Source organism: Pseudomonas sp. P8_229 (genome assembly GCF_034008635.1).
GTDB lineage: Bacteria > Pseudomonadota > Gammaproteobacteria > Pseudomonadales > Pseudomonadaceae > Aquipseudomonas.
Genome location: NZ_CP125378.1, coordinates 3,298,795 through 3,322,662, shown reverse-complemented (window position 1 = coordinate 3,322,662; position 23,868 = coordinate 3,298,795). Strand labels below are relative to the sequence as shown.

The following is a 23,868-nucleotide window of genomic DNA, read 5'->3' as shown; positions in this document are numbered from 1 at the left end:
ACTTTGCCTGCCGCAATTTGAACAGAAACCCATGATTATCGACCTCTACGGATTCGGCCCGGCCCTCGCCGCCGGCGCGCTGATGACCGTCAAACTGGCGCTTACGGCCCTGTGCCTGGGACTGATACTCGGTCTGCTCGGCGCCTTGGCCAAGACTTCCCCGTACAAGCCGCTGCAATGGCTTGGCGGCACTTATTCGACCCTGGTGCGTGGCGTCCCGGAATTGCTCTGGGTGCTGTTGATCTACTTCGGTACGGTCAACCTGATGCGCAGCCTCGGTGAGTTCTTCGGTAACCCCGACTTGCAACTCAGCGCTTTTGCCGCCGGCGTCATTGCGCTGGGTCTGTGCTTCGGCGCCTATGCCACAGAAGTGTTCCGAGGCGCGATCCTCGCCATTCCCAAGGGCCACCGCGAAGCCGGTGTGGCGCTGGGCCTGTCGAAATGGCGGATCTTCACCAGGCTGATCATGCCGCAGATGTGGCGCATCGCCCTGCCGGGCCTGGGCAATCTGTTCATGATCCTGATGAAAGACACCGCGCTGGTGTCGGTGATCGGCCTGGAAGAAATCATGCGTCACGCGCAGATCGGCGTGACCGTCTCGAAACAGCCGTTCACCTTCTATCTGGTGGCGGCGGTCATGTACCTTGGCCTGACCGTACTGGCGATGACCGGCATGCACTTCCTGGAAAAACGCGCCGCTCGCGGCTTTGCGAGGAGCGCTTCATGAATTGGGCTGATTTTAAATGGGACATCATCATCAAGTGGCTGCCGAAACTGGCGCAGGGCGCGACCCTGACCCTGGAGCTGGTAGCCATTGCAGTGATTGCCGGCCTGCTGCTGGCAATTCCCCTGGGCATCGCCCGCTCTTCGAAGCTGTGGTACGTGCGCGCTTTGCCCTACGCCTACATCTTCTTTTTCCGTGGCACGCCGCTGCTGGTGCAACTGTTCCTCGTCTACTACGGCCTGGCGCAGTTCGACGCGGTTCGTAACAGCGCGATGTGGCCGTACCTGCGCGATCCGTTCTGGTGTACCACCGCGACCATGACCCTGCACACCGCGGCGTACATCGCCGAGATCCTGCGCGGCGCGATCCAGGCGATTCCGCCCGGCGAGATCGAAGCGGCACGGGCGCTGGGCATGTCCAAACCCAAGGCGATGTTCTACATCATGCTGCCGCGTGCGGCGCGCATCGGCCTGCCGGCCTACAGCAACGAAGTGATCCTGATGCTCAAGGCCAGCGCGCTCGCGAGCACCGTGACCCTGCTGGAACTCACCGGCATGGCCCGCACGATCATCGCCCGCACCTACCTGCCGGTGGAAATATTCTTCGCCGCCGGCGTGTTCTATCTGCTGATGTCCTACGTGCTGGTGCGCGGCTTCAAGCTGCTGGAGCGCTGGTTGCGCGTCGATGCCTGCCAAGGGCGTTGATCCTTCCTGTGTGCTGACGGGCGAGGACCTACTCGCCCGCTTCACCGCGCTGGATGCTTTTTTGCTTGAGCATCAGGCGCTGTGGAAACCTCGTCCGTTCACTCATCTCTCGCTACCGTGGGAAACCGCCTACCCCGAGTTGTCTTCGTGGCTACGCGGGCGATCGCTGGAAGATGCAGAGCGGGCGCATAACCATCCTGCCGATCTCGTCGATGCGCCAGAGCCGTTCGCTGCATTGGCGGCGTTGTCGACCGAGCTGAGCGCGGTCGGAGAGTTGCCAGGGCATGCGCTGGAAACCGCAGGCCATCGATTGAATGTCGATGTGCCGGGACGCAAGTGGCAACAGATTGAAGCGTTCGCTAGTCGCTTGTCCTTTACAGCATCACCGACACACTGGCTGGATTGGTGTTCCGGCAAGGGTCATTTGGGCCGACGTCTGTTGAGTGCGGGACAACAACTGACTTGTGTCGAATACGATCCGGCGTTGGTCGCCAGCGGTCAGGCATTAAGTCAGCGTCACCATTTGCACGCCTTGCATGTAGAGCAGGATGTTCTGGCAGCAGACGCAGCAACCGTATTGAGCGCTCAACACACCCCCGTCGCCCTGCACGCCTGCGGCGACCTGCATGTGCGCCTGATGCAACTGGCGAGCGCAGCCGGATGTCAGCGAATGGCCATCGCCCCGTGCTGCTACAACCGGATCAATCGCAATGAGTACCAGGCATTGTCCTCCGTCGGTTTGCGATCCTCCCTACAGCTCTCGCTCGAAGATCTGGCGCTGCCAATGAGCGAAACCGTCACCGCCGGTGCACGCATCCGACGTCAGCGCGACACCTCCATGGCCCGTCGTCTGGCCTTCGACCTGCTGCAGCGACAAGTGCGCGGCGTAGACGAATACCTGCCAACTCCATCCCTGCCCAGCGCCTGGCTGGACAAACCTTTCGCCGATTACTGCCACGACCTGGCAGCGCTGAAAGAGTTATCCACAATCGGCACGCCAGATTGGCAGGCGATGGAAACCGCCGGATGGCAGCGGTTGGCCGAAGTTCGCAACCTGGAATTACTGCGCGGACTGTTCCGACGACCGCTGGAGCTTTGGCTGAACCTTGATCGAGCCATTTTTCTCAGCGAACAGGGATACGTCGTACGCCTCGGCACCTTCTGCGACACCCCGCTGACCCCGCGTAATTTTCTGCTGCTGGCCGAACGCAGTTAAAACCTTTACAGGCTGTGGATAACTCTGTTGATGGTTTTCCCGTGGATCCAATATCCACGGCCATTGCACGGTAAAAACATCATTGGTCATTTTTTGTTCATATAGATAAAAAACCTGTAAAACAGGGCGTTGCGCACAAAATGAGAACGTGTCCACAAAATCCCCTGCAACGCCGCCGTAGCGCCGATCCGTTGTGCATAAGCTTCCAATCAAAAGGACATAAACGGGTGAAATGGGTGCTTGAACGGTGCAAAAATTCTGTCCTCACACTCAGGCTGAATTGGCCGCCAGGAAGCCCGGTTTTGCGGCTGAAAACCCAGAGAGACAGCCCATGCCACGCCCGATCCAGCGCCTGCATAAAAATAGTCTGAATTCAGGGGTTTACAGAACCAACCCAATCGCTATAATCGTCGCCCACACGCCGGTATAGCTCAGTTGGTAGAGCAACTGACTTGTAATCAGTAGGTCCCGGGTTCGACTCCTGGTGCCGGCACCATATAGAACAACGACTTAGGCTCACCTTGCGGTGAGCCTTTTTCGTTTTAAGCCTCTGAAAGACAAAATTTTCCCCGTTTGTTCCCCGTTTCTCAAAAAGCCTAGGGCTCACAACTCGTCAGAATCCTCAACGACACCATCTGAAGTCGAGTTACCTTGAGCACGAGCACCACCCCGGATCGAGGTAGTGGTCAATCGCTGTGTGGATTCGCAGGTACCGTGATTACCGGTCAGAAGGCTGGAGCGGAAAAGTATTTAAGACTTCAATATTGCGGAGCGAGAACGGATCAACCGTATGCTCGTGCTCTCCGAGATGAATGCTGTCCGCATTTGGACCTGCGAGTATTGAGGACTGATCTGCAATAACCGTGAGCAGGATTCCGCCATCGCCATGATACGCATTCAGGCCTCTTCCAAACATTTCGGCTTTATCAACGCGGGGCGTCCAACAGAAACCGACTCTGCCAGCTTCATAGCGTTCTGAGTTTTCTCCTCTGTAAAGCCGAATTGTCTCCCCTCGGTATTTGGGTAGCAGCGCACCCAGCATCATTGCAAGAGTCTTGTCGTCACCGACCTGATCCCGAATCCGCCGGCCCAGCTCAATCCACACTGAATGGAATTGATTTTTTGCTTCATCTGAAACCATGACGCCATCCAATAGCCTGGTGATGAAATAGCTCCACTCCCCTTTTCTTTCGCCTATGTCGAAAATAAGCTTCCTGGTAGCTTCGTGATCCGAGCGAAGTATTGCTTCCACCAAGTCACGGGTATTTGTGCGACTAACCATCTGAGCAAGCCTTCTTTGGTTGTCGGGCGGATAGAGGTTGCCACCGCCAGCTTTTTGAATTTTCGACCTGACCTCCCAGTTCGGTAGGTCAGGTGCTGGAAAACTACCGGAATTCAGGTGATTCGAGCGGGCAGCCTAGAGCATTTTCCTGATGACTCGCCTTTGAACAGTTTCCCGCGAAAGGACGCGCCGGGCACCCGTGGTGAGCTGGTTGAGCACTTGCTCCTCGAATGCCGCCGCCATTGCGCTGGCCTTCCTGATAATCTGCAGCGCCAGCTCCGGCGGGAACATCACCTTGTCTGCGGGTAGACAATTACAGTCGATAACGGAAAATTCTCTGTCCTCAAATGTTTGCTTAGCCGGAACCGCTCCCCGTGCCGTCGATATTGGTTCCTACGGTTGTTTCTGTCTTAACACGTAAGGCGCGAGTTTTTCTGCCATTAGTCGGCAAAATTTTTTGTACTGGGCGTCGGTAATCAGTTCGCCCTCATTTGCACCGCAGTTTTCAAATGCAAACTTAACAGCTTCAGATAAAACCCGATCCCTTTCTCTGGCTTCTGACATTGCTAACGCAACAGGTATCACTGCTTCAAAGCACTGTTGCATTTTGACGGGGTCATATTTCTCGTAATCATACGTTGCATAAACATCCTCCAAGCTCAACGGCATACGGATATTTAAGGTCAGCTCGACACCTGTAACTGGATTTATCGCATAGCTCTTGGATATTTTACTTCCAACGTAATTTTCAGAGAGACACACAATCATTCGCTGTATGCCAAAGTATTCCACATAACCCAGAAGCAGTCCTGAGTCGGGATCACCTTGGATGGCCACGCAGTGCAAGGGAGTATTAAGTGGACGATTTTCTACTAAATCTTGTTCATTATAATAGCCGAAACAAGGGTTACCATCGCGGCGAAGGTACTCGATAGCTTGCTCGCAAGAGGTCGACGCAACGCCTGCGCTGTGAGCCAAGCACAGTGTCGATTTAACTATCGATTTTCCCGAGTTTGGGCCACCAAACGCGAGGTCAAATTTCAGCATCCCGGAAAGATATTCCTCGGTGGGTATTAGATCGGAAATCAGTTGATCTATATTTATGGTCGGATGTTTACTTTTCACGCCTTTTAATATTGATTTTGCTTCTTTGATGTCACGAGCAATTATTCTAATACTCGTTTTTCCGTCAACTGTCACTTCTTCAAAGCTCACTTTGGCTGGTGACATCCCGCCCTCGCTATGAAGTGTTAGAGACCTCCCTTCTGTTGTCTCAAATGTCTGTGAGGGAGGGCTCCCTCTCTCTCTTTGAATAAAAAACATTAGACACAAAGGATTCAACTGCTTGCTGAGTTCTGTATCCCACTCTTCGCCTGTAGTGCTATTACATTTTTGGCACAAAAAGCCTTTGATTTTTCTTCGGCCACCGATGCTATTGGGGATGATGTGTTCTCTGGAGTCATTCTCAGTAGTTAACTTAATCTCGCATAAACTGCACAAATCCATCTACGACTCTCCACCTTCGATGATCTCACAACCAAGTGTAGCCGCCAGTTGCATTCCAGTTCGGTGTAGGTCTGGTCGGGGTGGGCATTTTTCCTTGACGAGCATCAAGCGCCAGCACATTGCCTTTCACGCTGGCGGCGTATTGCTTGGGCTGCGGCCAATTTGAAAGAGACCTGTCGGCGAAAATTCGTCAAGGGACTGTCTAGTATTGCTTGGCGCGCTAAGGATTTAACGACCCGGTGTTTGCCACTCCATCCCGCAGGCCTAGACCTGACGATTGATCGAGCAGTTACCTTGACGACCATCTCTAGAGTTATTGACGTGGCTGGTACCGGTCAAGCTGCGTGAATGCCCGCGAAACCATGAACTGCGTGGCTTTCAGCGTTCCAACTAGAGGTGGTGCGGGAGAAATCCGTCAAGCCCTGTCAAAAATTCCGTCAAGGCTCCGTCAAGGGTGGTCAAGGATTTAGGTTTGCTTTTCCAGGTGTATTCATGACTCGCCAGCCTCACAAATCACCGTCGTGGGCGTTCCCATTTTCTGGACGTGGTCGCTATCCAGTCTGCTGCCCGACCTGCTCCTGACCGCGCCGACAGTGGCTCCCGGACGGAGTCGGCCAACCTTACCGCCGCTTAAACAGTCCAGAGCCTGTCCAGAATTCGTTTGGGGTCTGTTATGGGTATGAGACGGCAAAGTCCCACTCTTTGACGGCACGCACGCGGATTAAGCTCAGACGGTTGTCATGCGCGGGGTTCGTCTCATGCCTGTCTCACATTCCGTCAAAGCGTGGTCAAAGTGCCGCAGACCTTCATGGTACGAACTACAGAACCGTGCCGTGGCTACTATGGTCGCTCCGAGCTATTTGGAAGATCCGATTACTCTGCTTCTGATTCTCGACTTTGCGGCGGGAGGAACGTTTCGGGATGGGCGATCAGATACTGTTCAAACCGTTTTGCATTCCTGTATTCGTTGTATCCGGTTGCAAATAAAGCACTACCGCAGGTAAACGTAAAGACGAGACTAATCCCTATGAAAAATCCGTAAGGCGGCCCCGCTTTCAACATGACTGCGATGCCCAAGGTAGCTCCAATAACCATGAAAATCATAGCTGCGAGCATTCCGACCCAAGCGCCAATTACGTCTGAGCCCCGGATTCTGATAAAAGGCGTGGGGTTCTCTGGAGTAATGACCAAGTATTTGGCGACTTGTCGAATCTGCTTCCTATCCCAAAGCCCCAACTGGGAGAGCCTCAGTAACGCAGCTGCCTTCAGGGAGCTGGCACGAATACCCGAAGCGATGTGAAACCCTTCAAGCTGGATTGCATCATCGAGATACGTAGTAAAGGGGCTCTCCACTACCCGATCGCTGCGTAGTTCTTTCAAACGCTTGTATCGCTTATGTACGAAGTGGTTATCGTAAAATTCCAGCGCCTTTACCAAGGCTGTGATCAGAATTACGACGATTCCTGCAAGTGCCGTAACGATTGCAGAACTGCTATTGGAAAAGCTTTGAATTTGCTCAAGCATCATTGTCACTATTTTAGATAGCGGAAAAGGTCATATTGCCTTCATCTCCGCTACCATTCTACTTCGATCAGGGAGCTATCTGTATTGGCTATAGAGCAGAGGCGTTCTATGAAAAGGCAGGTACTTGGCGACCATGATTTTTTGAAGGCTGGGGGGCTGGGGGGGCTGGGGGGCTGATTAAATCCGCTCTTTGGGGCGGCAAGCCTCAGTGCGAACTCTCTGCTGGATTCGAGAGAACGTAGCGTCGGCGCCGTGAATGCCCGGAATTACCTTTACGTGGTTTGCGTCTGCCGGCGGCAAAGTGTCCTGGCGACGTGATACGGGATTTCCCCGCATCTAATGCGTGAGCCCACCCGCAGGGGCCGCCGTGGGTTCTCAGGAGGCACGCTCGTCGAATCGTGTCTTATGCCTGTCTTACATTCGCCAGCGATCCGGTAAAGGCCGGGTAAAAGTAAGCAGGACATAAGGGGTTACCCGCTTGGGACCTTCAGGGAGATCAGTAGCACGGATACTTCGTAGGCGATGGCGAGTACAAACTTCTTACCTCTCCCCACTGGGGGGGCATTGTGCCATATGCGTTTTTTATTCTAGATATGAGTCAGGATTCAGCTTCGTTAATGGGAGTGGACTTACTAAGAGCGGTTTTTGTTTACGTCCGAAATTTTATCGTAGATTCGGGCTCTAGCCTTGACGCTTTTGTTCGTCTCTCCAGGGAATGCTCCTGTAGATCCCATCTTGATTAGATCGTTAGGCTCTGGTGCTCGATAGCCATTCTCGTCGCAATGTCCGAGCAGCCAGTGATAGTTCGTGGCTATCAGAGTTTTCCATTGCTCTGTTATGTACTCAGCGTCAGTGGAGGATGTGCTGATCAACGAAAGGGCAGTAAGCCTCCGCTTGATGTCATCAATGTATAAAGGCAGTGTTTCAGCATACCGCAAGGAAATATAGTCACTCAGTGAGGCTACGTATAAAAGAACGTAGGGGAGTCTGCTGTACAGAAATGACCACTGCCCTTCTATTTCGTCTCTCCCTGAAAATATAAAGTTCACGTTGTGTGGCTCTGTTCTTAATGCATGATGTTCTGTGAATAAGTGCATCGCCTTATTGCATATTCCGTCAAAACTATCGCGCTCCAATTTGTCATACCTAAGCTTTGCTAAATATTCGGCATCAAATTTATCCTGCTCGCCGATTATCTCTAGTACCTTTTGAATGCGCTTGGTATGCCCCGGCACGCCACCAGCATTTTGCGGGCGTAATTTTAGCGGATCTATAGAAAGCTTCTCGGCAAAGTCCTCTTTGTTTGCAATTACCGATTCGAGTAGATAAAGGCTTTCTTGCAAGGGCTTCCTCAGTAGCATGTAGGAAATAGCAAGCTTGCCTTTGCGGGAAGTCTCTAACGCCTCAAAAATACAGTGCAACATATCGGATAAAACAGCAGGAAAAACCATGCTCACTAGTACATCTACCTTATCTTCCAATCGGCCGCTACTTTTGAACCATTCAAAGATGTCATCTGCCTCCTCAAAGGAAACCTTATCTTCGTGATTTTGAAATTTAATATTTTTTACGAACAGCCCAGCCTCCATACCAGATACAAGTAATTGAGCAATGACATCATGTGCTGCAAAACATAGCTCAAATGCAGCATGGAATTTTTCAGGTAGGTGGGTGCTAGGTGCTTTGAGCCGTGGGTGCATAGTCTTCATTCCTTCGATCCTATGGGCAGCATACAGCTTGCAACTGTGACCAATACGAGGTCGGAGGTAAACGAAATTCGTAATGAGGTAGGTTGGTTTTTGATTACCTTGTGGCACGTCCTGATTGTAGATTTTGCCCTGTTTATGAGTCGACTTTCAGTGGGAGCCACTACAAAAACCTGGCAACCACAGTGGAAACCAGCGACTGGCAACCGCTCGCACTAGTAACTTTCCGTGGTGATCGAGGGTGGTGACCGCTGGCTTGGTTCGCGCCAGCTTCGCGTAAAAGGGTGCGAACCAAAAGTGCGAACCTCGGTGCGAACTTGGTGCTTGCACGCATCGACGGGTACGTTGCAATCTTGCGTACCTGGCTGCGTACCAACGCCAAACAGATCGCTTTCACAGGACAATCGCGCACTCCAGGTGCGTGAAGACACTGCGTGAACGGCTGCGTGAAACCGTGCTCGGGGAGGCTCGCGCATTGACCAGGTGCGCGACGAACTGCGCGAAACACGCCGGCCGGAACTGGGCGCCAGCCTACCGTGGGGTGTTTCGGCAAGGGGGATATGGCGCGTCGGTGACCAGGAGAAACGGTCACCATTGGTGGTCACCGCATATGGTCACCTCTCGGCGCAGAAGTGATAACTGAATTGTGGCGTCGACGATATCGAAGGCAGCCATATCAGAGGCGGGCTATGATTTACACATCATTGAAGCCTTTTGAATATCGATCTTTCGCCACATCATCAAATGCTTCAAAGGCCGTTCGATTCGTCCTGCTTTGCCGCTGTAAAATTATCAATGCGGCGTGTTCGAGTACTGACTTATTCGAGGTTTCGCCCGAACCATGAAAGAGACTTCTTATAGGGTAAAAAAATCGAGTCGTAAATATCAGAATACTCAACGACTATTTCCGTCTCCGACAGTGCTAATCGGGCATGGTCTCTCGAGATGTTGAAGGACGTTTCACCCTGACTTGCAGTCAACTCAATGAGAACGATCTCCTTCCCGGGCAAAAGGGCTCGTCCGTCAATTACTCCCGAAAAATTTGTCCAGTGCCTGCCGCCGATGTCAGGCATGCATTCGATTAATGACTTACACGATCGCCCATGAAAGGTCGCACTGAAAGCCCGGATTAGCAGTGGACCAGACCCATGATTTCGTAGCTTCACTTGTAAGGAGTTTTCGTAGTCAGTAACTGTCACCTCCGGAATGGGTTTAACGGTCAGCGTATTATGACGCTGTTGCTGTTCTGCCGACTTCGCTGAAACTCGCACTGCATAGATTGAAACCAATACCGCAATGATGGCCGCCAATGCACTTGCAGTCGCAGACACGGCGGAAGCGATATTTTGATTTTTTTCCAAAAACTCGAATAGATTTGCAAGTGTGTCCATGAAATTTCATCTCCTTGTTCAAATTGCAATACGGGGATTGATCTACGGCTCATAAGCCAAAATTCATAGCGTTACGGCTCTTTCTTTTGACATCCATTTGGTTCCAGTTAAGCGCCTTTGAACCCTGGTAACCCCTGAGCTGCTCGCCACCCTTTGACGGTTTCCAAAATGCCCTTCGGCGAGTCGTCCTCGCCGTTCTCTGGGTAGTAAATCCAGTCAGAGGCGGCAGCGTTACCAGTTACTTCGATGAAGTTTTCCAGCAACTCGTCCTGATAGTCTTCGGTGCCAGCGGCGCTGCAGATTTCTTTGATCAGTGCGAGAAATTCGCTCTCCGTGTATTCGGAAAGGCTGCTTTTGAGTGCGATCATTTCGGGCTCCGGTGGGTATCAATATGGTGTTTGGGTGTCATGGCGCTGAGGTTGTCGACGTCGTAAACCTCGCCACCCTCAGAAACAGGAATCCCGTGGTGAAGCTCAAAGGATCGGCGCTTGCCCACGGTATCAATAGCCCGGGCGCGAGGCGCCATACCTTCAAGCATTCGGGCTTTATTGCTGTCGTTGAATTGAATGGCGAGCTCCGAATCGCTCCCGACCGCTATCCAGAATGCCTTTCTGAAAGCATCGAAGCTGCTGAAGCTCTTTCCCCTTAGCTGATCTGCGATTCGCGTCGGCACGGGCGACCCTAGACCGACGCTGGCGCCGGCGAGCCAGATGCCTGTCACATCTGTTCCCTGCCCAGTAACGGTGCCAGGGTTGAGACGAACATTCATCACAATGTACAGCGGCTGTACACCGGAATCAGCCGGGAATACGAGGATGAAATCTTTGTATTGGTCCGGGTAGATCGGGCTGACAATGATGCTGTCAGCCTGTTCGGTCGGCGGATAAATCCAAATCTGTGGAGCTTGAGGGGCACTCTCTAACGGCGGGATACCGGCGGTGCTCGAGGGGTCAACCGCCGGCGTCCATATGAGGGTTACACCGTCGCCGAAGTCTGCTACTTGCTGAGATCCCTGCTGGACGAATTGCACGACAGGGATCATTTCCCAGTCACTGCGCTTCTGAGTGTTGTACCCGTACCCCTTTAGGGTTCCGTCCGCCTGCTCCTCAACATGGAGGCGGACGCGAGTTCGGGCCTTCTCCAGCGACTGAAGCTGTTCTTCGGTGTAGAGAGAACTGTCACCAAGGTTCGACGGCCACAATAGAGCGACTATCCCCGCCAGTGTACCAGCGGCCACGCCGGCGGTGAGAAAGCCGGTACCACCAGCAGCCCCCGTTGCAGCAGAGCCGGTTGCAACACCCGCGCCCCCAGCAACTCCAGCCGTACACAGCCCGCCACAAGAGGCAGCCGCGGCGCCAGCACCACCCAAAAGGAGAGTTCCCAGGGCTGCGGGTAAGGCACTCCCGCTAATTTTTTCTAGCTGGATATTTCCCGCGGCATCAGTCTTGCGACCGCCGAGGAGGGAGAACTCTCCGTAGTTGGCCAAGCTCTCGACCGGGATAAATCCGGCAGGCTTTTTGTGATCGATCACACCATCTGCAAGATCGCAGCTTTTGGCGAAGACACAGCCTTTGCTTGCAGGTTTCGTTTCGTTCTTCGTCGGGAGGTCTTTGTATTCAGCCCAGCGCTGGGCGTGAATATCGACGGGCTCGGTGCCGCTGTTGCGGTAACCCTTCGGTGGGTTGGGGACGTATCCACTCATTCCTTGATTCCTGGAATCTTTTCATCCTGAAAACCAACTCGCCGGGTGGCGCATGGCATTTTCGAGCACGGAGAATAACCGCTCGGAACACGGTGTCGAGTGGTGGCGCATCGCCAGATCTACGATGCGATCTGAACATTTCAGCGAGTGTTTTTAGGCTCTAAGGCTCATCGACAGGCTTTGTATCTATGACGATCACATTCGTCGATTGTTGTAGGAGCTTTTGAACCTCGGCAGGCGAGCAACCTTTCGCATGGATCGACAGACCGGTTCCTGTATGAATGATTACTTCTCGGCTTTTTCTTGCCTCAATCCACGTAACAACAACCTTCGCTATAGCATTCCAAGGCATTGCGTCTGATAGGGCAGTGATTGCCTCCACCAGTCCCGAACCTTGAGGGTTTGTGGAAAACATATGGATGGGGCCGTGCGAAATTTCGGCTTCATCCAACGCAGCAAGGAATGTCCCCTTGCTATGTTTGAAAAGTGTTAGGCGAACCGATACATGTGTCTCTTTATTCATGCTGAACTCGTTGGTAGGCGTAAAAGCAACAGCGATATCTGTTGTAATAATTAACAGATCAGGATCTTAAGACGGGTATGTGGCATATACCTTTGTGGCGACGTAGAGGAAGAATGAAATCAGCATCGTACGATTTCGCAACACGTACATCGTTTTGGTTCTGCCGGCCACCTTATCAACCGCTTGTCGCGCTATGTGACGCATTGAGAGGTCGTTCAATTCCCCCATTTCGATCATGTGCAAATAGCTTGAATTGGCATTCATGGTTGAGATTGTCGCCTCAATCCGGAGGAAACCGAATACCGCGCTCAGTCCCATGATGAGGAGAGTTGCCAGGTACATCGTGGAGACATTTGTGCCAATGGGGCCGAAGGGCATAGTCTGCGCAAGGTAGGCGCAGGCTGCCATGGAGGCACCGAGGACGAATCGATCAAAGTTCGCAGTTTCAGAGCTCGCGCTCTGGTGTAGCTGAACGCTTCGTTCAGTCATTTTCAACTTCCTTGATTGGTTACCACTTAGAAAACGGTGCGCGACGAGTATGACGCCAATTACTTCGCCCCAAGGCTCGCGTCAGCCGGCGAATTGTTCAGAGGCACGCTTTGGTCGATCGCAAGGCGCTTTCTTTGCCTGAACCGAAGTCGAGGTACGCGCGTTGGTAAAATTTTACCGAGCTGCCCGAGGCGGTTTTTTTGATGCTCAGGATCTCATTGGTGTTCATGTCGTTACCGCTGATGATCCGATAGCCCGTTTCTGTTTCGGACATAGTGGCGTCTGGTCGATACTCCTGCCATTGAGGGAAGACACATAGAGCGTAGTTCTTAGGTGTCTTACTCGAGGATGCTGATAGCGCCGGCCCCTTTTCAACGAGGTCGCTTGGTGAGTAGCATCCAGCCAAAATAAGGGTCGAAGTGGCGAGAGCTGCGGCTTCAAGAAAGCGCATGGTGGCGTCATCCGTAACTGATAAAGCCGTGACGCTAACATGCGCTCGCTCAAAGCCCAATAACCTCGTTACGCCTTGTCTTCAGCGTAGATCGAAGCCGAGATGATCATCCCACCCCATCGACGATGTCCGATGCAAATCGGGACCGGGTTACCGCTCGCCGTAGTGTTCTTGGCGCTGCCGAAGGCGTAGGACGGAGAGTTCTCTGGCCCGGCGCTTTGCTTTAGTCCAGCAGCCTGTGGGCTGAGCATCTGGATAACACCGCCGGCAGCTGTGCCAATCCCCGCACCCATGACCGCAGTCGCCGCAGCGCCAGCGGTCATGAACGACGCTATGACGATAAGCGCAACTCCGATCACTGTCTGCAGAACGCCGGCGCGCTTGCTACCAGCTATTACAGGAACAATTCGAATCTCCTGCGCCCCACCCAGCTTCAAGTCGCGCTCGCCAATATTTCTCCGATTACGGAAAACGGCGAACTCCAAGCCTTTGCTCTTGGCGTTAGCCAGGTACTTCACAAAGCCAGGGTGATTTACGTCGACGGCCTTCACAGCTTCGCGAACGTCCCCCGTGGAGAGCTCGTACAGGTGTTCCCGACCAAAGAGTTTCCCAGCGCTACCTCCGAGCAGGATCAAAGTTTTTTTGCCGAAATTGGTGGTCATTGCCATGTCTTACTCCTGTGCGCCTTGGGCGCTGTGTTTGGGGATTTCCATTCCGAGCTGGCCGGCAAGGATCATGCGGGCCGCCATTGCGTCGTTTCGAATGGCGATCTCTCGGTTCACGTCGGGATTCCAGGCCGAACAGTGAGTCGATTTATAAGCCCGGGCTCCCTGGTATTCGATGCGCATCAATTCGGCAGAGATCCTGGCCTCTTCCTCGGTGAAGAAAGGCCCCTCAATCTCCACCCGCTGGCCGTCTCGCACATGCGAGACCGTCCAGACGATGTACCCGCCGATCGTGCCGGGGTCAGTGGTGAAATCTGTGTCCTTGCACGCTTCGGTGAAGCGTATGTGATGTGACATGTTTTTCCTCCTTCAACGCCTTGGCGCCATTGATGGGCTGATGCCCGATGGTGTTGCTCTGTGTGTCGCGACACGTTTTGCGAATTACGAAAACGGGTCGCGTACCGATAGGGTCATTTGCCGACGAGGCGCAGATCGGGCGGTAACCTCGGGCCGAATGGCGCACCAGGTGCGAACGGGTCGGGCAGCAGGTGCTCGGGGCATTCCCTGATGAAGTTCGCGGTCGCGAGTCGGCAGGCGTTGAACAGCGGCGCGTCGTTCCATTCCTGGCCGCGGCGGGCGGCGCTATCCTCGAGCGCGTAGGCGAACACCAGATCGGCCAGGCTGGCCAAGCCCTCCTTGCGCGCTGTCTCGCGCTCCACGGTGTTGATCGCCAGCAGGTCGCACAGCCGATCGAAGCCAAGTCCGTTGGCCAGCCCCTCGGTATCCAGCACCAGCGAGCGCCCGAACCCGGCGAGCACCGTGCGGAGGTCTTCCGACTCCACGCGACGGTGGTCGGCGGCCCGCTGCTCGAGCTCGGCGATAGTGCTGGCGGTGAATGGCAGGTATTGGCGCAACTTGCCGGCCTTGTGGCGTATGGCCCGGCGCTCGTCGCGGATGGAATCAAGCCGCGCACCGAAGGCGCGGCAGATACGCCGGGTGGTGATCAGACTGGTGCTCATGCTGGCGCCGGGTTTCCCGGCGATGTCGACCAGGGCAATGACGAGGCTAGTGCTCATTAGGCTTTCTCCATGGGCGTTGAGTCGTAAGCAGTGCGCAGGTCCACGCCAGCCGAGCAGTGGCGGCCGGTAGGCGCGTAGCAGGAACGGCAAACCATGATGTGGTTGAGATACTGGTCGCGGGCCTGTCGCCACTCGGGTGTGGCCGTGGCGGCACTGGCATGGGCGCCGGTAACGAACTGGGCAGCAGGCTCGACGCGGCTGGCCAGCACCAGGCGTGGGCGAGGGCGACTCACCACTTTTGGTGATTCGGTCCCAGCGATGGCCGGCGGCATGTGATCGAGCAGGGCAGACAGGAGGCTCATAACGCCGCCTCGCCCTGATTACTCGTAATCCAATGTTCCTCTGATTTCAAAAACACCGGCAACAGCGGCAACAATGGCAACAGCCCCGTAAACCGTGGGCTCCAGGTGTTGCCGATGCTTCCAAATTGTTGCCACCGGATTTTTACCGGCAACAGTGATAACCAAGCTGAGGGGTTGAGCCGGTCTCTTATGTTGAAAATGAGGTGTGTGTTGCCAGTTGTTGCCACTCTTTTTATAGGGTGGCAACGGCTGCAAGCCACGTCCCACAAGGCCGTTGCCGGTGTTGCCACTGTTGCCAGTGATTCTAGGTTCCTGTGTATTTGGGCAATGCTGATTGGCCTGAGTGGAGGCGTCATACACCACCCCCTTCGCGGTCCATTGCCTCGGGATCGACCACGTACAGGCGTGCCTGACCACCGCCGGGGAGCCGGTAGTTTTTGGTTTTGCGTTCGTTGTCGCGGCGTGCGAGGACGTTCGCGCCCTCCAGCGCTTTGATGATGCGAGACAGGCCGTAGCCGTGGGCGGCCTCGATCAGTGCCGGCTTGTTGAACAGGTACAGGCGGTTATTGCCCGTCAGCTCCCAATAGCCGGCGCGGTTGAATACCTTGGTGTCAGGCGTCACGTCATCGACATTGGAGAAGCGGCTACTGCCATGGCGATCGATGAAGTCGAGAATACCGGCGAGGATCTGCCGGTCTTCAGCATTCCCGCTGCCCACCCGGCTCAGCCACTCGCCATAGAGCAAGCGGCAATCGGCGAGGGCGGTGCCCGGTTTCCATGGCAGTAGGCCGTAGGCGATGGCCATCTCGCCCGCCAGCGCGATCACCCCGAAACGGTCAGCCACTCGGCCGGCCTGAGCGTTGTCTTCGACGAAGCTGGCGCGCACGCGGGCGAAGTCTTCGAGTAGCCCGGCCTGGTCGTCGCTGGCGAGCAGCTTCTCGACGAACGCTGGTCCGAGGTGGCCGTGGTGGGCGCCGACCGCCACGGTGAGCTGGCGGTGAAAGTCCGCGCCCTCCAGGCCGTGCAACTCATCAAAAGCCCGATGCGTGCGGGTGCCGGCGTTCACGTCGACCATGCGCAACTCGGCGCCAGCATGGGCAGCATTGCCGGATATGGCGGCGTGCTCGGAGAGTGAGCGCTCGCCGCTGGAAAGGGTTAACAGGCGCCAGCTCAATTTGGCCCGACCCTCACGCTCCCGGGTCATGGTGCCTTTGCCCTGGCCGTTGGCGAGGGAGTAGGCCATTTCCTGTACCCGTTTCGGGTCGGCGCGCTTGATCTCATCCAGCGGCAGAATGGTGTCGTTTCGGCTCGACGCCTCGATCTCAAGGCCACCCTTGGTCATGTCCCAGCTGGCGGCGAAGACGCCCGGGTCACCCCACACCGACGAGCCGATCAACTGCGCCAGCGACTTGCCACTGGAGCTGTCGCCCACCAGGTGAACACCACCGCCCAGCACGCCGACCAAACTCAGCAAAGGGCCGGCCAGCGAACAGCCGATCGCCAGTGTCAGCACCGGGTTGCCGGCGCACTTTGCGGCCACTTCCGTTTGCCATCGCGCCAGCTCGCCGCGGCGGCTGAAAAGAACTTGCGCCTTGTTGCTAGCCTGGTATCGCACTCTGTCGCTGCCGATCGTCCGCCCGGGCAACACGAACGCGCCCGATTCATGCCAACCCGGCCTGCTGGTGGTGGCGAACACTTCTGCAGGATGCTGGTCGAGCAGGTACTCCATGAACGTGCCGCGTTTCTTGAGGGCGATAATGGCGCCCATGCCGAACAATGCACGCCGGGCGTCCTCGCCGCTGCCGCCGAACACTTCCATGGCGATGATCCATTCCTTGATACCGCTCTCTGTGACCAGGCGCAGCAAACGGCCTTCGCTGCCATCGTCACTGTTGGTTGTGCGAGCTACGACGGTGACGGGGCTGGAGATCCACTCATCATTGATAGGCCGGTCGCCGGTATCGCCCTCAGCGTCATCTTGATCGGCGGCGCTGCGTTTGAAGCTGTGCCAGTAAACGCCGGGGCGCAGCTTGCGGCCTTTCTCATTGATCACCCAATGCTCATACACCGCCCAGCAGGGGCGATCTGGAGCTATGGTCGCGGCGTCCGGCCGAAGGTTGATCACGTTGGTGTCAGGCTTGGACATGGGCGAGCTTCCAGTTGGCGAGGTCGTTGAAGTCGGTGAGGTCATCGGGGGCGCCTTCCGGCCACTCAGGAAAAGCCACTTGACCACCCACGGCTGCCGCCGCTGCGTTTGCCGCTGCGCGCCCCGGGTTGCCATCGGTGAGCCGGTCGTCGTCGCCGGCGATTACGATTGGCTGGTCCGGGTAGCGAGCACGAAGGGCCGTCGCCGCTGGGAGCAAGTTACCCGCGTTCATAGCCGCAGCAACGACATAGCCGCCGTGCTGGTGGAGGCTGGCGGCCGTCGCCCACCCTTCGCAGATGCAAAGCACAGAATCTGGCTCGATGATGCCCAACGGCGAATAGGTGCCCTTGATCCGGCCGCCGAACAGGAAGCGCTTTTCGCCGTCCGGAGCAATTCGTTGCAGGTTGACCAACTGACCGTCCAGGTACAGCGGAACGAGTAGTTCAGCCCCACGCTGGCGCAAGCCGTAGGAGCGAACGCCCTTCGCCACCAGATACGAATGATCTGGTGATGCGCGGCGCGCGTTGCGCCACCAGTGATTGGCCTTTGCCGCCGCTCGCTCATGGCGTTGGCGCTGGTCGGCCTCTCGCTGGCGCCTGGCCAGCTCAACACGTTCGCGGACCTGGGCCGATTCGCGAGCGTCCACCGGTTCGCGACTGCACCAGGTACTGGCGCCTCCGGCCTTCCAACTGCCGAACGCTCCGGACGCGATGCCATCCAGATACAGCACGTACCAGCCGTTGAGTGAGCCGGGCTTGTCCTCCGGTACACGGAACCGGTGGATAGTGCCGTCGGCTACGGGAAGCCAGTCGAGCTGGCCATAGACAGCCTGAAGCGCATCACGGAAAAGAATCGCTGCGTCAGTCATGCGGCCCCCTTCGGCGGGGTAAACCGCTTGGCCAAGTTTTCCAGTTTCTGCGTCAGCCGCTCCAGCTCATCGCAGTGGCGGCCCTGGTCGCCTTCCGAGATTCGCAGTTCCAGAAAGCCGACCAGCGTTTCCACCAGCAGTACATAGCTGGCGCTGTCGATATGAGCGCCAGCAGCGGGTGGGCCGCCACTGCTCTTGCGCTTGATTGGGGTCACATCACCCATGGCTGACCTCCCGGCGATCAGCGCCAGCAAAGGCCCGGCAAACTTGGCCGTTGTTCACACCGTGCCAGCGGGTGATGTCGTCGATTGAGTCAACCAGACAGGCCGTCACCTGAGCATCAGCATTACGCATAACTACGCGTCCGCACTCTGCGTCGGCCTCGGTCAAAAATGGCCCCAGCAGTGCCTTGGGCACCTTCGGGTGAGTGACGTAAAACAGTTCGGTGGCTTTCTTCAGGCAAGCCGATCCCGTCGACGCTGATGCGCCATTTTGAATTTTCATGTTTTAAATCTCTTCGAAGTCTTTCGGCTCGAACCGCGCTGCGCCGCCGCGAATCACGCGCAAACCAAGTACCGCAGCACGTGCCACGCGATCTATAAATCCGATTTCAAGATTGGTGGTGCGCCCGCCCATTCCGGCAATCGCAAACTGAATAGCGTTGAACGCTTCGGTTTCATCGTGGGTGGCCAGCTCGAATACTTCGCCTTCGAAGAACTCGATACCCTTCTGCCAGTCGGCCGCTACGCCGGGATTGTTCCGAGGCCAGTTGATCAGTCGTCCTTCAGGATCGCGCTTCGTGAAGCTCAGGTGCTCCCGTGATCGGATTGAGGCACTCATTTGGCCACCTCCACAGCATCCAGCGCCTTCTGCATCTGCTCGACTTCGCTGTCGACATAGTTCGCCCAGTCAAATCCGAGGAAGCTGCCCAGGCTGGCCAGCTCTTCGATATCGTGCGATTTACCGTGCTTCAGGTCCTTCGTGATCGCGTTGAACAACACGCGCATATTACTGATGCGTTCGTGTGTGGCACGCAGTAGCTCAAGGGCCTCGTCGGCGATGCGAGCGATTGGCTGGCTCATTGCACGCCCCCTGATGTTTCCAGTGTGCGGACGATGGCCATGTGGGCGTTGTAGCGGGCTAGACGAAAGGACAGGGACGAGTTTGCGCGGAGAGCGCTCAGGGCCATGTAGCGGTGAGCGAATGCGCGGACTTTGGACGGAATTAGGGCGTGTTTCATGGGTGTAGCTCCGTTTACTTCACTGGAGCCACTCCTATCTGCCGCCAAGCAGGGAAGGGTGGCGAGTTGCACAGGATTGGCGGACCGGGGTAAACGGAACCCGGCGCACCCGTGGGTGCTCCTGCACAACCCGCCATAACACGAGAATGCGGGCGCAAAAAAAGCGCCTGCAATCGTAATGGGGGCGCTGTTGCGCCGTTTACTGTTCGACCCGCCAAGGTCGGTCGCTGAATTTGCAGCGACGGACAAACCATACCGACGGGCGCGACTGCTGGCAAGAAAAGTTATCGACTGTTCATCCCCAATAATGAGCAAGGCGTTCATGGGCGCAAGTCCTCCACGTCGATCGGCAGCTTCAGCTGTTCTCTCAGATGGGCGACGTGGGCGTACACGCCTGGTTTGTCATAGCGCCAGTTCGCCAGCCTGCGACCACTGATGCTGGCTTCGTTCTTGCGGGCTAACAGCGTCCGGGAGGCGTACCCATATCGGGCTTCACGAAAAGCCACGATGAGGCTCGCTTTTAGTTCCACGACGCGGTCCGTGTTGCGGGACAGCGACAGCAGGAAGAATGCTTGATCCTCATTGAGGAGGGCGAACCTAACATCTCCACCGCCATGCCGGCCCACCGGTCTTGCCTCCGTTTGAAACGCCAGCAAGCCGAACTCTTTGAACTTAATCAGGTAGCGCTCGATCAGCGCGATGGAGTTCTTGTGTTTGTTGTCCAACTGGTCGGCCAGCACGCGGCTGTCGACGCGAAGTTCACCCTGATACGCAGCGAGGATAATGCGGGGATTTCCCGTACTACCCTCTCCCGTCGTTTTGAAGATCTTCGCCGTCATGACGCCACCTTCTGCACCGGGCCAGCGCTCAGGTAATAGGTTGCAACCTTCTGGTGATCGCGACCGTGGTCATCTTTCAGCGTACTCAGGTGGGTAACGATGCCATGCCCCTGCGCACGCAACTCAGCAATGCGCGCTCCCGGTCGCAGAATGTTCAATAGAGCGATGGCTTGGAAGGTATTGATCGAGCCATGCTGGCTCAGATACGCCAAGAGGCGCATGCGCTGGGCGCTACCACTGGTGTTGTTATTGGTTTGCGCTGAGCAACTCATCTCGGAAGGAAGGATTTTTTCCATGTCAGGCCACCCCATCGTTAGCGTTAACTTCGGCAACGACGAATTGAGAGCGGCAAACGAGAAAACGATTGGGCACCAATGCGTTTAAGGGTACAGAAAGGGATACAGCCGCTTTTTCCAGCCAAAGCGAACCCGTCCCCGCGCCAGCGCAGAGTTGATTGGTCATCATGGGTTAAGCCTCCTGACTGAGCAGAAAGGATTCCACAGACTCGGGTTCCCAACGGACGGAGCGGCCGAAGCGGATGGGGGCTGGAAAGCCGGGAGTCTTGGACCAGCGCCACCAGGTAGCGCGGCTGACTTGGTATTTGGCGCAGAGCTGCGCGGCAGTAGCGCGCGTGCCGGGGATGGGCAGGTTTGGTACATCGGTAATGCGGGTGGCGGTTTGTGCCATTTGCGGTAACTCCAATCATTGATGGAATACCGAGGAGATCGAGTCGTACTGAGCCCACCAGATCCCTGCAACAGAATCAGAGTGCGCGCCGTCGGAAAATACGCCACTGGCTAATACACCAGTATTGCGTATTACCATTATCGGTAATACAGTCCGCCCGTGTACGAATAGGCACATGTGCCTATTCGTACATCCAGAAGCCGTCTCAAATGCTTCTCCCCTCGGGGTTGTGTGCTGGCCTAGCTGGTATGCAGAGGACGCTCCAACGTCCTTTCCCGAATGAGCCCCTGGTCTTCGACCACCAGGGGCTTTTCTTTGTCTGCGATTCCAGCTGTCAGCGATCCCAACAGCAAACGTCAACCAGTTGTTTCATATGGTCAAAGCACGTTGCTGGGTTATGCAGCTGATTCTAAAGCGCACTGAATAAAAAAACCAAGAAGATTATTTACGATCTCCTGTACGCAATAGTTATCCCCGGACATTTTCAGAGCCTTACTTACTGTCCCAGACGGTCTCACCTGTACCCACACATACCCACACACACCTTGGAACCCCCACCTCCCCACCTGCAAGCCGTTCGTCGGAATACAGCGAAACGCCCTAGGGCCGCGGGTTTCAGAGGGACTAAGGAGGGACTGATGAGGCCCTCAATAGTCCCTAGCACGAATCATGCGCCTTTCGTAGCTGAGAATTTTTATACATGGTTTCGCTAATGTTTAAACAGGCGCGACACGTTTTGAGAATTACGAAAACGTGTCGCGACCTTGATAGATGGTGACACTGAAGTGCGCGGCCTGGACTTCCACTCAAAGTGGAAACTTACACTTAAAGTGTACTTATCTCTGTTATGAACAGTTTCCCTGTTTATTTGCGCTTATTTGCTGTTATTCCCACTTATACGCAGTTTCTGCGCCTTTTAAGCCAGAGTTGTGGAACGGAAAATCGCTGCAACCCGCGTATTCTGGGGAATGGGCGGAGGACTGATGGTGGTGTCCTATAGCTTCACAGGCGCGGATTCGGACGTTGAGCTGCCGCTTTTGACGATGGCTTAGGCTGCTGATCCCGCCTAAAAGGCCTTCAGCCGTCGAGCCATCAGGACATTGAGTTGGATTTCTTTTTCCGACGCGAGATCGAAAGTACATTCCCAACGCCCTGGGATTCTCCTAACGCTTTAGCTAATGCTTGGTCGAAGAGCTCGATAGCTCGACGCTTCTCTGGCAGCGCCGCTTCAGGATTGTTTCGATAGTGCCGAGATACAACACCTGTCTGGCCATGAGCCTGAAGGAGATCCGACAACCGATCGTCAACACCGTGCTTTTGCATAAGCTGTGTGCAGGTCCGGCGCAGGTCTCTGGGAGAGAATGCAGGGATCTTCACACCATCGATTAGGGAATGCTTGGAATCAAGCCAGTCTGCTACGGCATGAGTAGGACTACTAATTACGAAGGGCTGTTTACCATGTGTCGTCCAAGGCCATGGATGGTCACCATTGATTTCCCGCACTTGGCGCATGATGGTAATGGCCCGGTCAGATAGCGGAACCAGGTGCGGCCGACTCATGGTCTGACCTCCTCTTCCCTTGCGGTGGATTAATAGCACCGTACCGGCGTCCAGATCATAGTCAGCCCAAGTGGTTTCGATCAGATTCTTGATACGCTGGCCGCCAGTCGAAATGACAAATTTAAATAGCAGCCCCATAACCGGACCGATACCGGCCGTACTCTCAACCGTATCCCAAAATCGCTTCAGCTCAGTGTCAGACAATGAACGTTCGACAGGAGCCGAGACTTTATCGACCTTTACCATTGCTGCAGGGTTGATTTCGAGGCTATAAATTTTCGCATTGGAGCGGCCGACCACGCTCTCCGCCGTGAGCCCATGATTGAATGCCGCAACCAAGAACGAACGCATACGATCCGCCTGCACTTTGGAGCCACGCTCCCAAATCGGATTGAGGATGGTGAGGATATGATCAGCCCTAATATCCCGAGCCTTCATCCTCATCACCTCCGGGTGAGGCTCCTGCATGTTGGTCTTGAGAAGACGCTCTAACTCCTTCACGACGCCTGGTGTTGCCTTGATCCGACGCGACTCAATGTAGTCTTGAAACAGATCGTGAAAACTTCCGCGGGACGCCTCAATTTCCGCCAGGCGTAGACGCTCCAGCCGGTCCGCTTCCTCTAATGCAGCTGCAGCTTCTCGACTAACCGCGGCCGCGGCCTGCTGTTCAGATATGCTCTCCAAGTACTTCGCTATACCACCCGCAACTGCGACCTCAACTGAAATGCGCATCGCCTGCGCGCGAATGCCATCCAAGCTTTGCTCGTCTGTACCCACACGCGGCTTCTTCGCCAGCGTCCCGAGAGGCAGACGCTTGTCGCTATCAGAGGTGCGTTCACGGTAGTAGGCCTGAATCGCTCCGGAAGCTTTACGCTCGAGCAGCAAAGTCCCCTTTCCGCGAGAGCCGACCGGCTCCGACTGACGAGTCTTTACCGCATAGGCTTCCATCTCGGTCATTCGCGTACGCTTAGCCATTCTTTCCCCGTTTTCCCCATCCGTTCCCCGTTTCTCATGCAAAGGTACGCTAACAGGTGAAACATAGAAAGACACCAAATTGGCTACAGACCACGTAAACACTAGACAGAGCAAAACTTGTGATATTCGATGAAGCGGTACGAAGCCTCAGAGCAAACGGCTTGTAATCAGTAGTTCCCGGGTTCGACTCCTGGTGCCGCACCATACAAAACAAAGCCCCTGCAGAAATGCAGGGGCTTTGTTGTTTCTGGAACGTCCACATGACGTCCACATTGGCTTTCACGGCCGG

General features: G+C 55.5%; 28 protein-coding genes and 1 tRNA gene. 4 read left to right on the top strand and 25 right to left on the bottom strand.

The window, feature by feature from the left end:
- Positions 1-31: 31 nt before the first annotated feature.
- The 4 genes from QMK55_RS15085 (at position 32) to QMK55_RS15070 (ending at position 3,140) form a co-directional block, all read left to right on the top strand.
- Positions 32-727: an ABC transporter permease gene (locus QMK55_RS15085; RefSeq protein WP_102354641.1), complete on the top strand. Its 696-nt coding sequence runs from the start codon at positions 32-34 to the stop codon at positions 725-727.
- Entirely contained in the window at positions 724-1,428 is a 705-nt protein-coding gene (locus QMK55_RS15080) for an ABC transporter permease (protein ID WP_102354642.1), read from the top strand. Before QMK55_RS15085 ends, QMK55_RS15080 begins: the two co-directional genes overlap by 4 nt.
- Positions 1,409-2,644, top strand: coding sequence for a methyltransferase (locus QMK55_RS15075; RefSeq protein ID WP_320329479.1), 1,236 nt, complete (start codon positions 1,409-1,411; stop codon positions 2,642-2,644). Before QMK55_RS15080 ends, QMK55_RS15075 begins: the two co-directional genes overlap by 20 nt.
- A gap of 420 nt (positions 2,645-3,064) precedes the next feature.
- Positions 3,065-3,140, top strand: a tRNA-Thr gene (locus tag QMK55_RS15070).
- Between the two features lie 222 nt (positions 3,141-3,362).
- Here QMK55_RS15070 and QMK55_RS15065 read toward each other — a convergent pair.
- The 25 genes from QMK55_RS15065 to QMK55_RS14945 all read right to left on the bottom strand — a co-directional run bounded on the left by QMK55_RS15065 (position 3,363) and on the right by QMK55_RS14945 (position 23,561).
- Positions 3,363-3,926: a hypothetical protein gene (locus QMK55_RS15065; protein ID WP_320329478.1), complete on the bottom strand. Its 564-nt coding sequence runs from the start codon at positions 3,924-3,926 to the stop codon at positions 3,363-3,365.
- Between the two features lie 393 nt (positions 3,927-4,319).
- Entirely contained in the window at positions 4,320-5,432 is a 1,113-nt protein-coding gene (locus QMK55_RS15060) for an HNH endonuclease (protein WP_320329477.1), read from the bottom strand.
- 873 nt (positions 5,433-6,305) lie between these two features.
- Positions 6,306-6,956 (bottom strand): hypothetical protein, encoded by a 651-nt coding sequence (locus QMK55_RS15055; protein ID WP_320329476.1) that lies wholly within the window; start codon positions 6,954-6,956, stop codon positions 6,306-6,308.
- 632 nt (positions 6,957-7,588) lie between these two features.
- Positions 7,589-8,665 carry a hypothetical protein gene (locus tag QMK55_RS15050; RefSeq protein WP_320329475.1) on the bottom strand — a complete coding sequence of 359 codons (1,077 nt, stop codon included), beginning with the start codon at positions 8,663-8,665 and terminating at the stop codon, positions 7,589-7,591.
- 815 nt (positions 8,666-9,480) lie between these two features.
- Positions 9,481-10,053 carry a hypothetical protein gene (locus QMK55_RS15045; RefSeq protein ID WP_320329474.1) on the bottom strand — a complete coding sequence of 191 codons (573 nt, stop codon included), beginning with the start codon at positions 10,051-10,053 and terminating at the stop codon, positions 9,481-9,483.
- Between the two features lie 107 nt (positions 10,054-10,160).
- Complete coding sequence (locus tag QMK55_RS15040) at positions 10,161-10,421, bottom strand: bacteriocin immunity protein (protein ID WP_320329473.1); 261 nt, start codon at positions 10,419-10,421, stop codon at positions 10,161-10,163.
- On the bottom strand, positions 10,418-11,755 hold the full coding sequence (locus QMK55_RS15035; protein WP_320329472.1) for an S-type pyocin domain-containing protein: 1,338 nt from the start codon (positions 11,753-11,755) through the stop codon (positions 10,418-10,420). The genes QMK55_RS15040 and QMK55_RS15035 overlap by 4 nt, the downstream gene beginning before the upstream one ends.
- Before the next feature lie 160 nt (positions 11,756-11,915).
- A complete protein-coding gene (locus QMK55_RS15030) occupies positions 11,916-12,278 on the bottom strand; it encodes a hypothetical protein (RefSeq protein ID WP_320329471.1) in 363 nt (120 codons plus the stop codon).
- A gap of 66 nt (positions 12,279-12,344) precedes the next feature.
- Positions 12,345-12,767, bottom strand: coding sequence for a hypothetical protein (locus tag QMK55_RS15025; RefSeq protein WP_320329470.1), 423 nt, complete (start codon positions 12,765-12,767; stop codon positions 12,345-12,347).
- A 97-nt stretch (positions 12,768-12,864) separates the two neighbouring features.
- The gene (locus QMK55_RS15020) at positions 12,865-13,218 is read right to left on the bottom strand and encodes a hypothetical protein (protein WP_320329469.1); all 354 of its coding nucleotides are present in this window, start codon (positions 13,216-13,218) and stop codon (positions 12,865-12,867) included.
- 68 nt (positions 13,219-13,286) lie between these two features.
- Positions 13,287-13,886 (bottom strand): tail assembly protein, encoded by a 600-nt coding sequence (locus QMK55_RS15015; protein ID WP_413787271.1) that lies wholly within the window; start codon positions 13,884-13,886, stop codon positions 13,287-13,289.
- Positions 13,887-13,889: 3 nt separating this feature from the next.
- Positions 13,890-14,240, bottom strand: a complete 351-nt coding sequence (locus QMK55_RS15010) for a hypothetical protein (RefSeq protein WP_320329468.1) — start codon at positions 14,238-14,240, stop codon at positions 13,890-13,892.
- A 113-nt stretch (positions 14,241-14,353) separates the two neighbouring features.
- Entirely contained in the window at positions 14,354-14,959 is a 606-nt protein-coding gene (locus QMK55_RS15005) for a hypothetical protein (RefSeq protein ID WP_320329467.1), read from the bottom strand.
- Positions 14,959-15,264, bottom strand: a complete 306-nt coding sequence (locus QMK55_RS15000; protein WP_320329466.1) for a hypothetical protein — start codon at positions 15,262-15,264, stop codon at positions 14,959-14,961. Before QMK55_RS15000 ends, QMK55_RS15005 begins: the two co-directional genes overlap by 1 nt.
- An 18-nt stretch (positions 15,265-15,282) precedes the next feature.
- Positions 15,283-15,624 (bottom strand): hypothetical protein, encoded by a 342-nt coding sequence (locus QMK55_RS14995; RefSeq protein WP_320329465.1) that lies wholly within the window; start codon positions 15,622-15,624, stop codon positions 15,283-15,285.
- Positions 15,617-17,410 carry a DUF927 domain-containing protein gene (locus tag QMK55_RS14990; protein WP_320329464.1) on the bottom strand — a complete coding sequence of 598 codons (1,794 nt, stop codon included), beginning with the start codon at positions 17,408-17,410 and terminating at the stop codon, positions 15,617-15,619. The genes QMK55_RS14995 and QMK55_RS14990 overlap by 8 nt, the downstream gene beginning before the upstream one ends.
- The gene (locus QMK55_RS14985; RefSeq protein WP_320329463.1) at positions 17,397-18,278 is read right to left on the bottom strand and encodes a toprim domain-containing protein; all 882 of its coding nucleotides are present in this window, start codon (positions 18,276-18,278) and stop codon (positions 17,397-17,399) included. Before QMK55_RS14985 ends, QMK55_RS14990 begins: the two co-directional genes overlap by 14 nt.
- A complete protein-coding gene (locus QMK55_RS14980) occupies positions 18,275-18,502 on the bottom strand; it encodes a hypothetical protein (protein ID WP_320329462.1) in 228 nt (75 codons plus the stop codon). The genes QMK55_RS14985 and QMK55_RS14980 overlap by 4 nt, the downstream gene beginning before the upstream one ends.
- Positions 18,495-18,782, bottom strand: coding sequence for a hypothetical protein (locus QMK55_RS14975; RefSeq protein ID WP_320329461.1), 288 nt, complete (start codon positions 18,780-18,782; stop codon positions 18,495-18,497). Before QMK55_RS14975 ends, QMK55_RS14980 begins: the two co-directional genes overlap by 8 nt.
- Positions 18,783-18,785: 3 nt before the next feature.
- Positions 18,786-19,118: a hypothetical protein gene (locus QMK55_RS14970; protein ID WP_320329460.1), complete on the bottom strand. Its 333-nt coding sequence runs from the start codon at positions 19,116-19,118 to the stop codon at positions 18,786-18,788.
- Entirely contained in the window at positions 19,115-19,360 is a 246-nt protein-coding gene (locus QMK55_RS14965) for a hypothetical protein (RefSeq protein ID WP_320329459.1), read from the bottom strand. The genes QMK55_RS14970 and QMK55_RS14965 overlap by 4 nt, the downstream gene beginning before the upstream one ends.
- A gap of 478 nt (positions 19,361-19,838) precedes the next feature.
- A complete protein-coding gene (locus QMK55_RS14960; RefSeq protein WP_320329458.1) occupies positions 19,839-20,357 on the bottom strand; it encodes a Rha family transcriptional regulator in 519 nt (172 codons plus the stop codon).
- Positions 20,354-20,653 (bottom strand): helix-turn-helix domain-containing protein, encoded by a 300-nt coding sequence (locus tag QMK55_RS14955; protein ID WP_115988432.1) that lies wholly within the window; start codon positions 20,651-20,653, stop codon positions 20,354-20,356. The genes QMK55_RS14960 and QMK55_RS14955 overlap by 4 nt, the downstream gene beginning before the upstream one ends.
- Before the next feature lies 1 nt (position 20,654).
- The gene (locus QMK55_RS14950; protein WP_320329457.1) at positions 20,655-20,822 is read right to left on the bottom strand and encodes a hypothetical protein; all 168 of its coding nucleotides are present in this window, start codon (positions 20,820-20,822) and stop codon (positions 20,655-20,657) included.
- Between the two features lie 1,314 nt (positions 20,823-22,136).
- Positions 22,137-23,561 (bottom strand): tyrosine-type recombinase/integrase, encoded by a 1,425-nt coding sequence (locus QMK55_RS14945; protein WP_320329456.1) that lies wholly within the window; start codon positions 23,559-23,561, stop codon positions 22,137-22,139.
- Between the last annotated feature and the right edge of the window lie 307 nt (positions 23,562-23,868).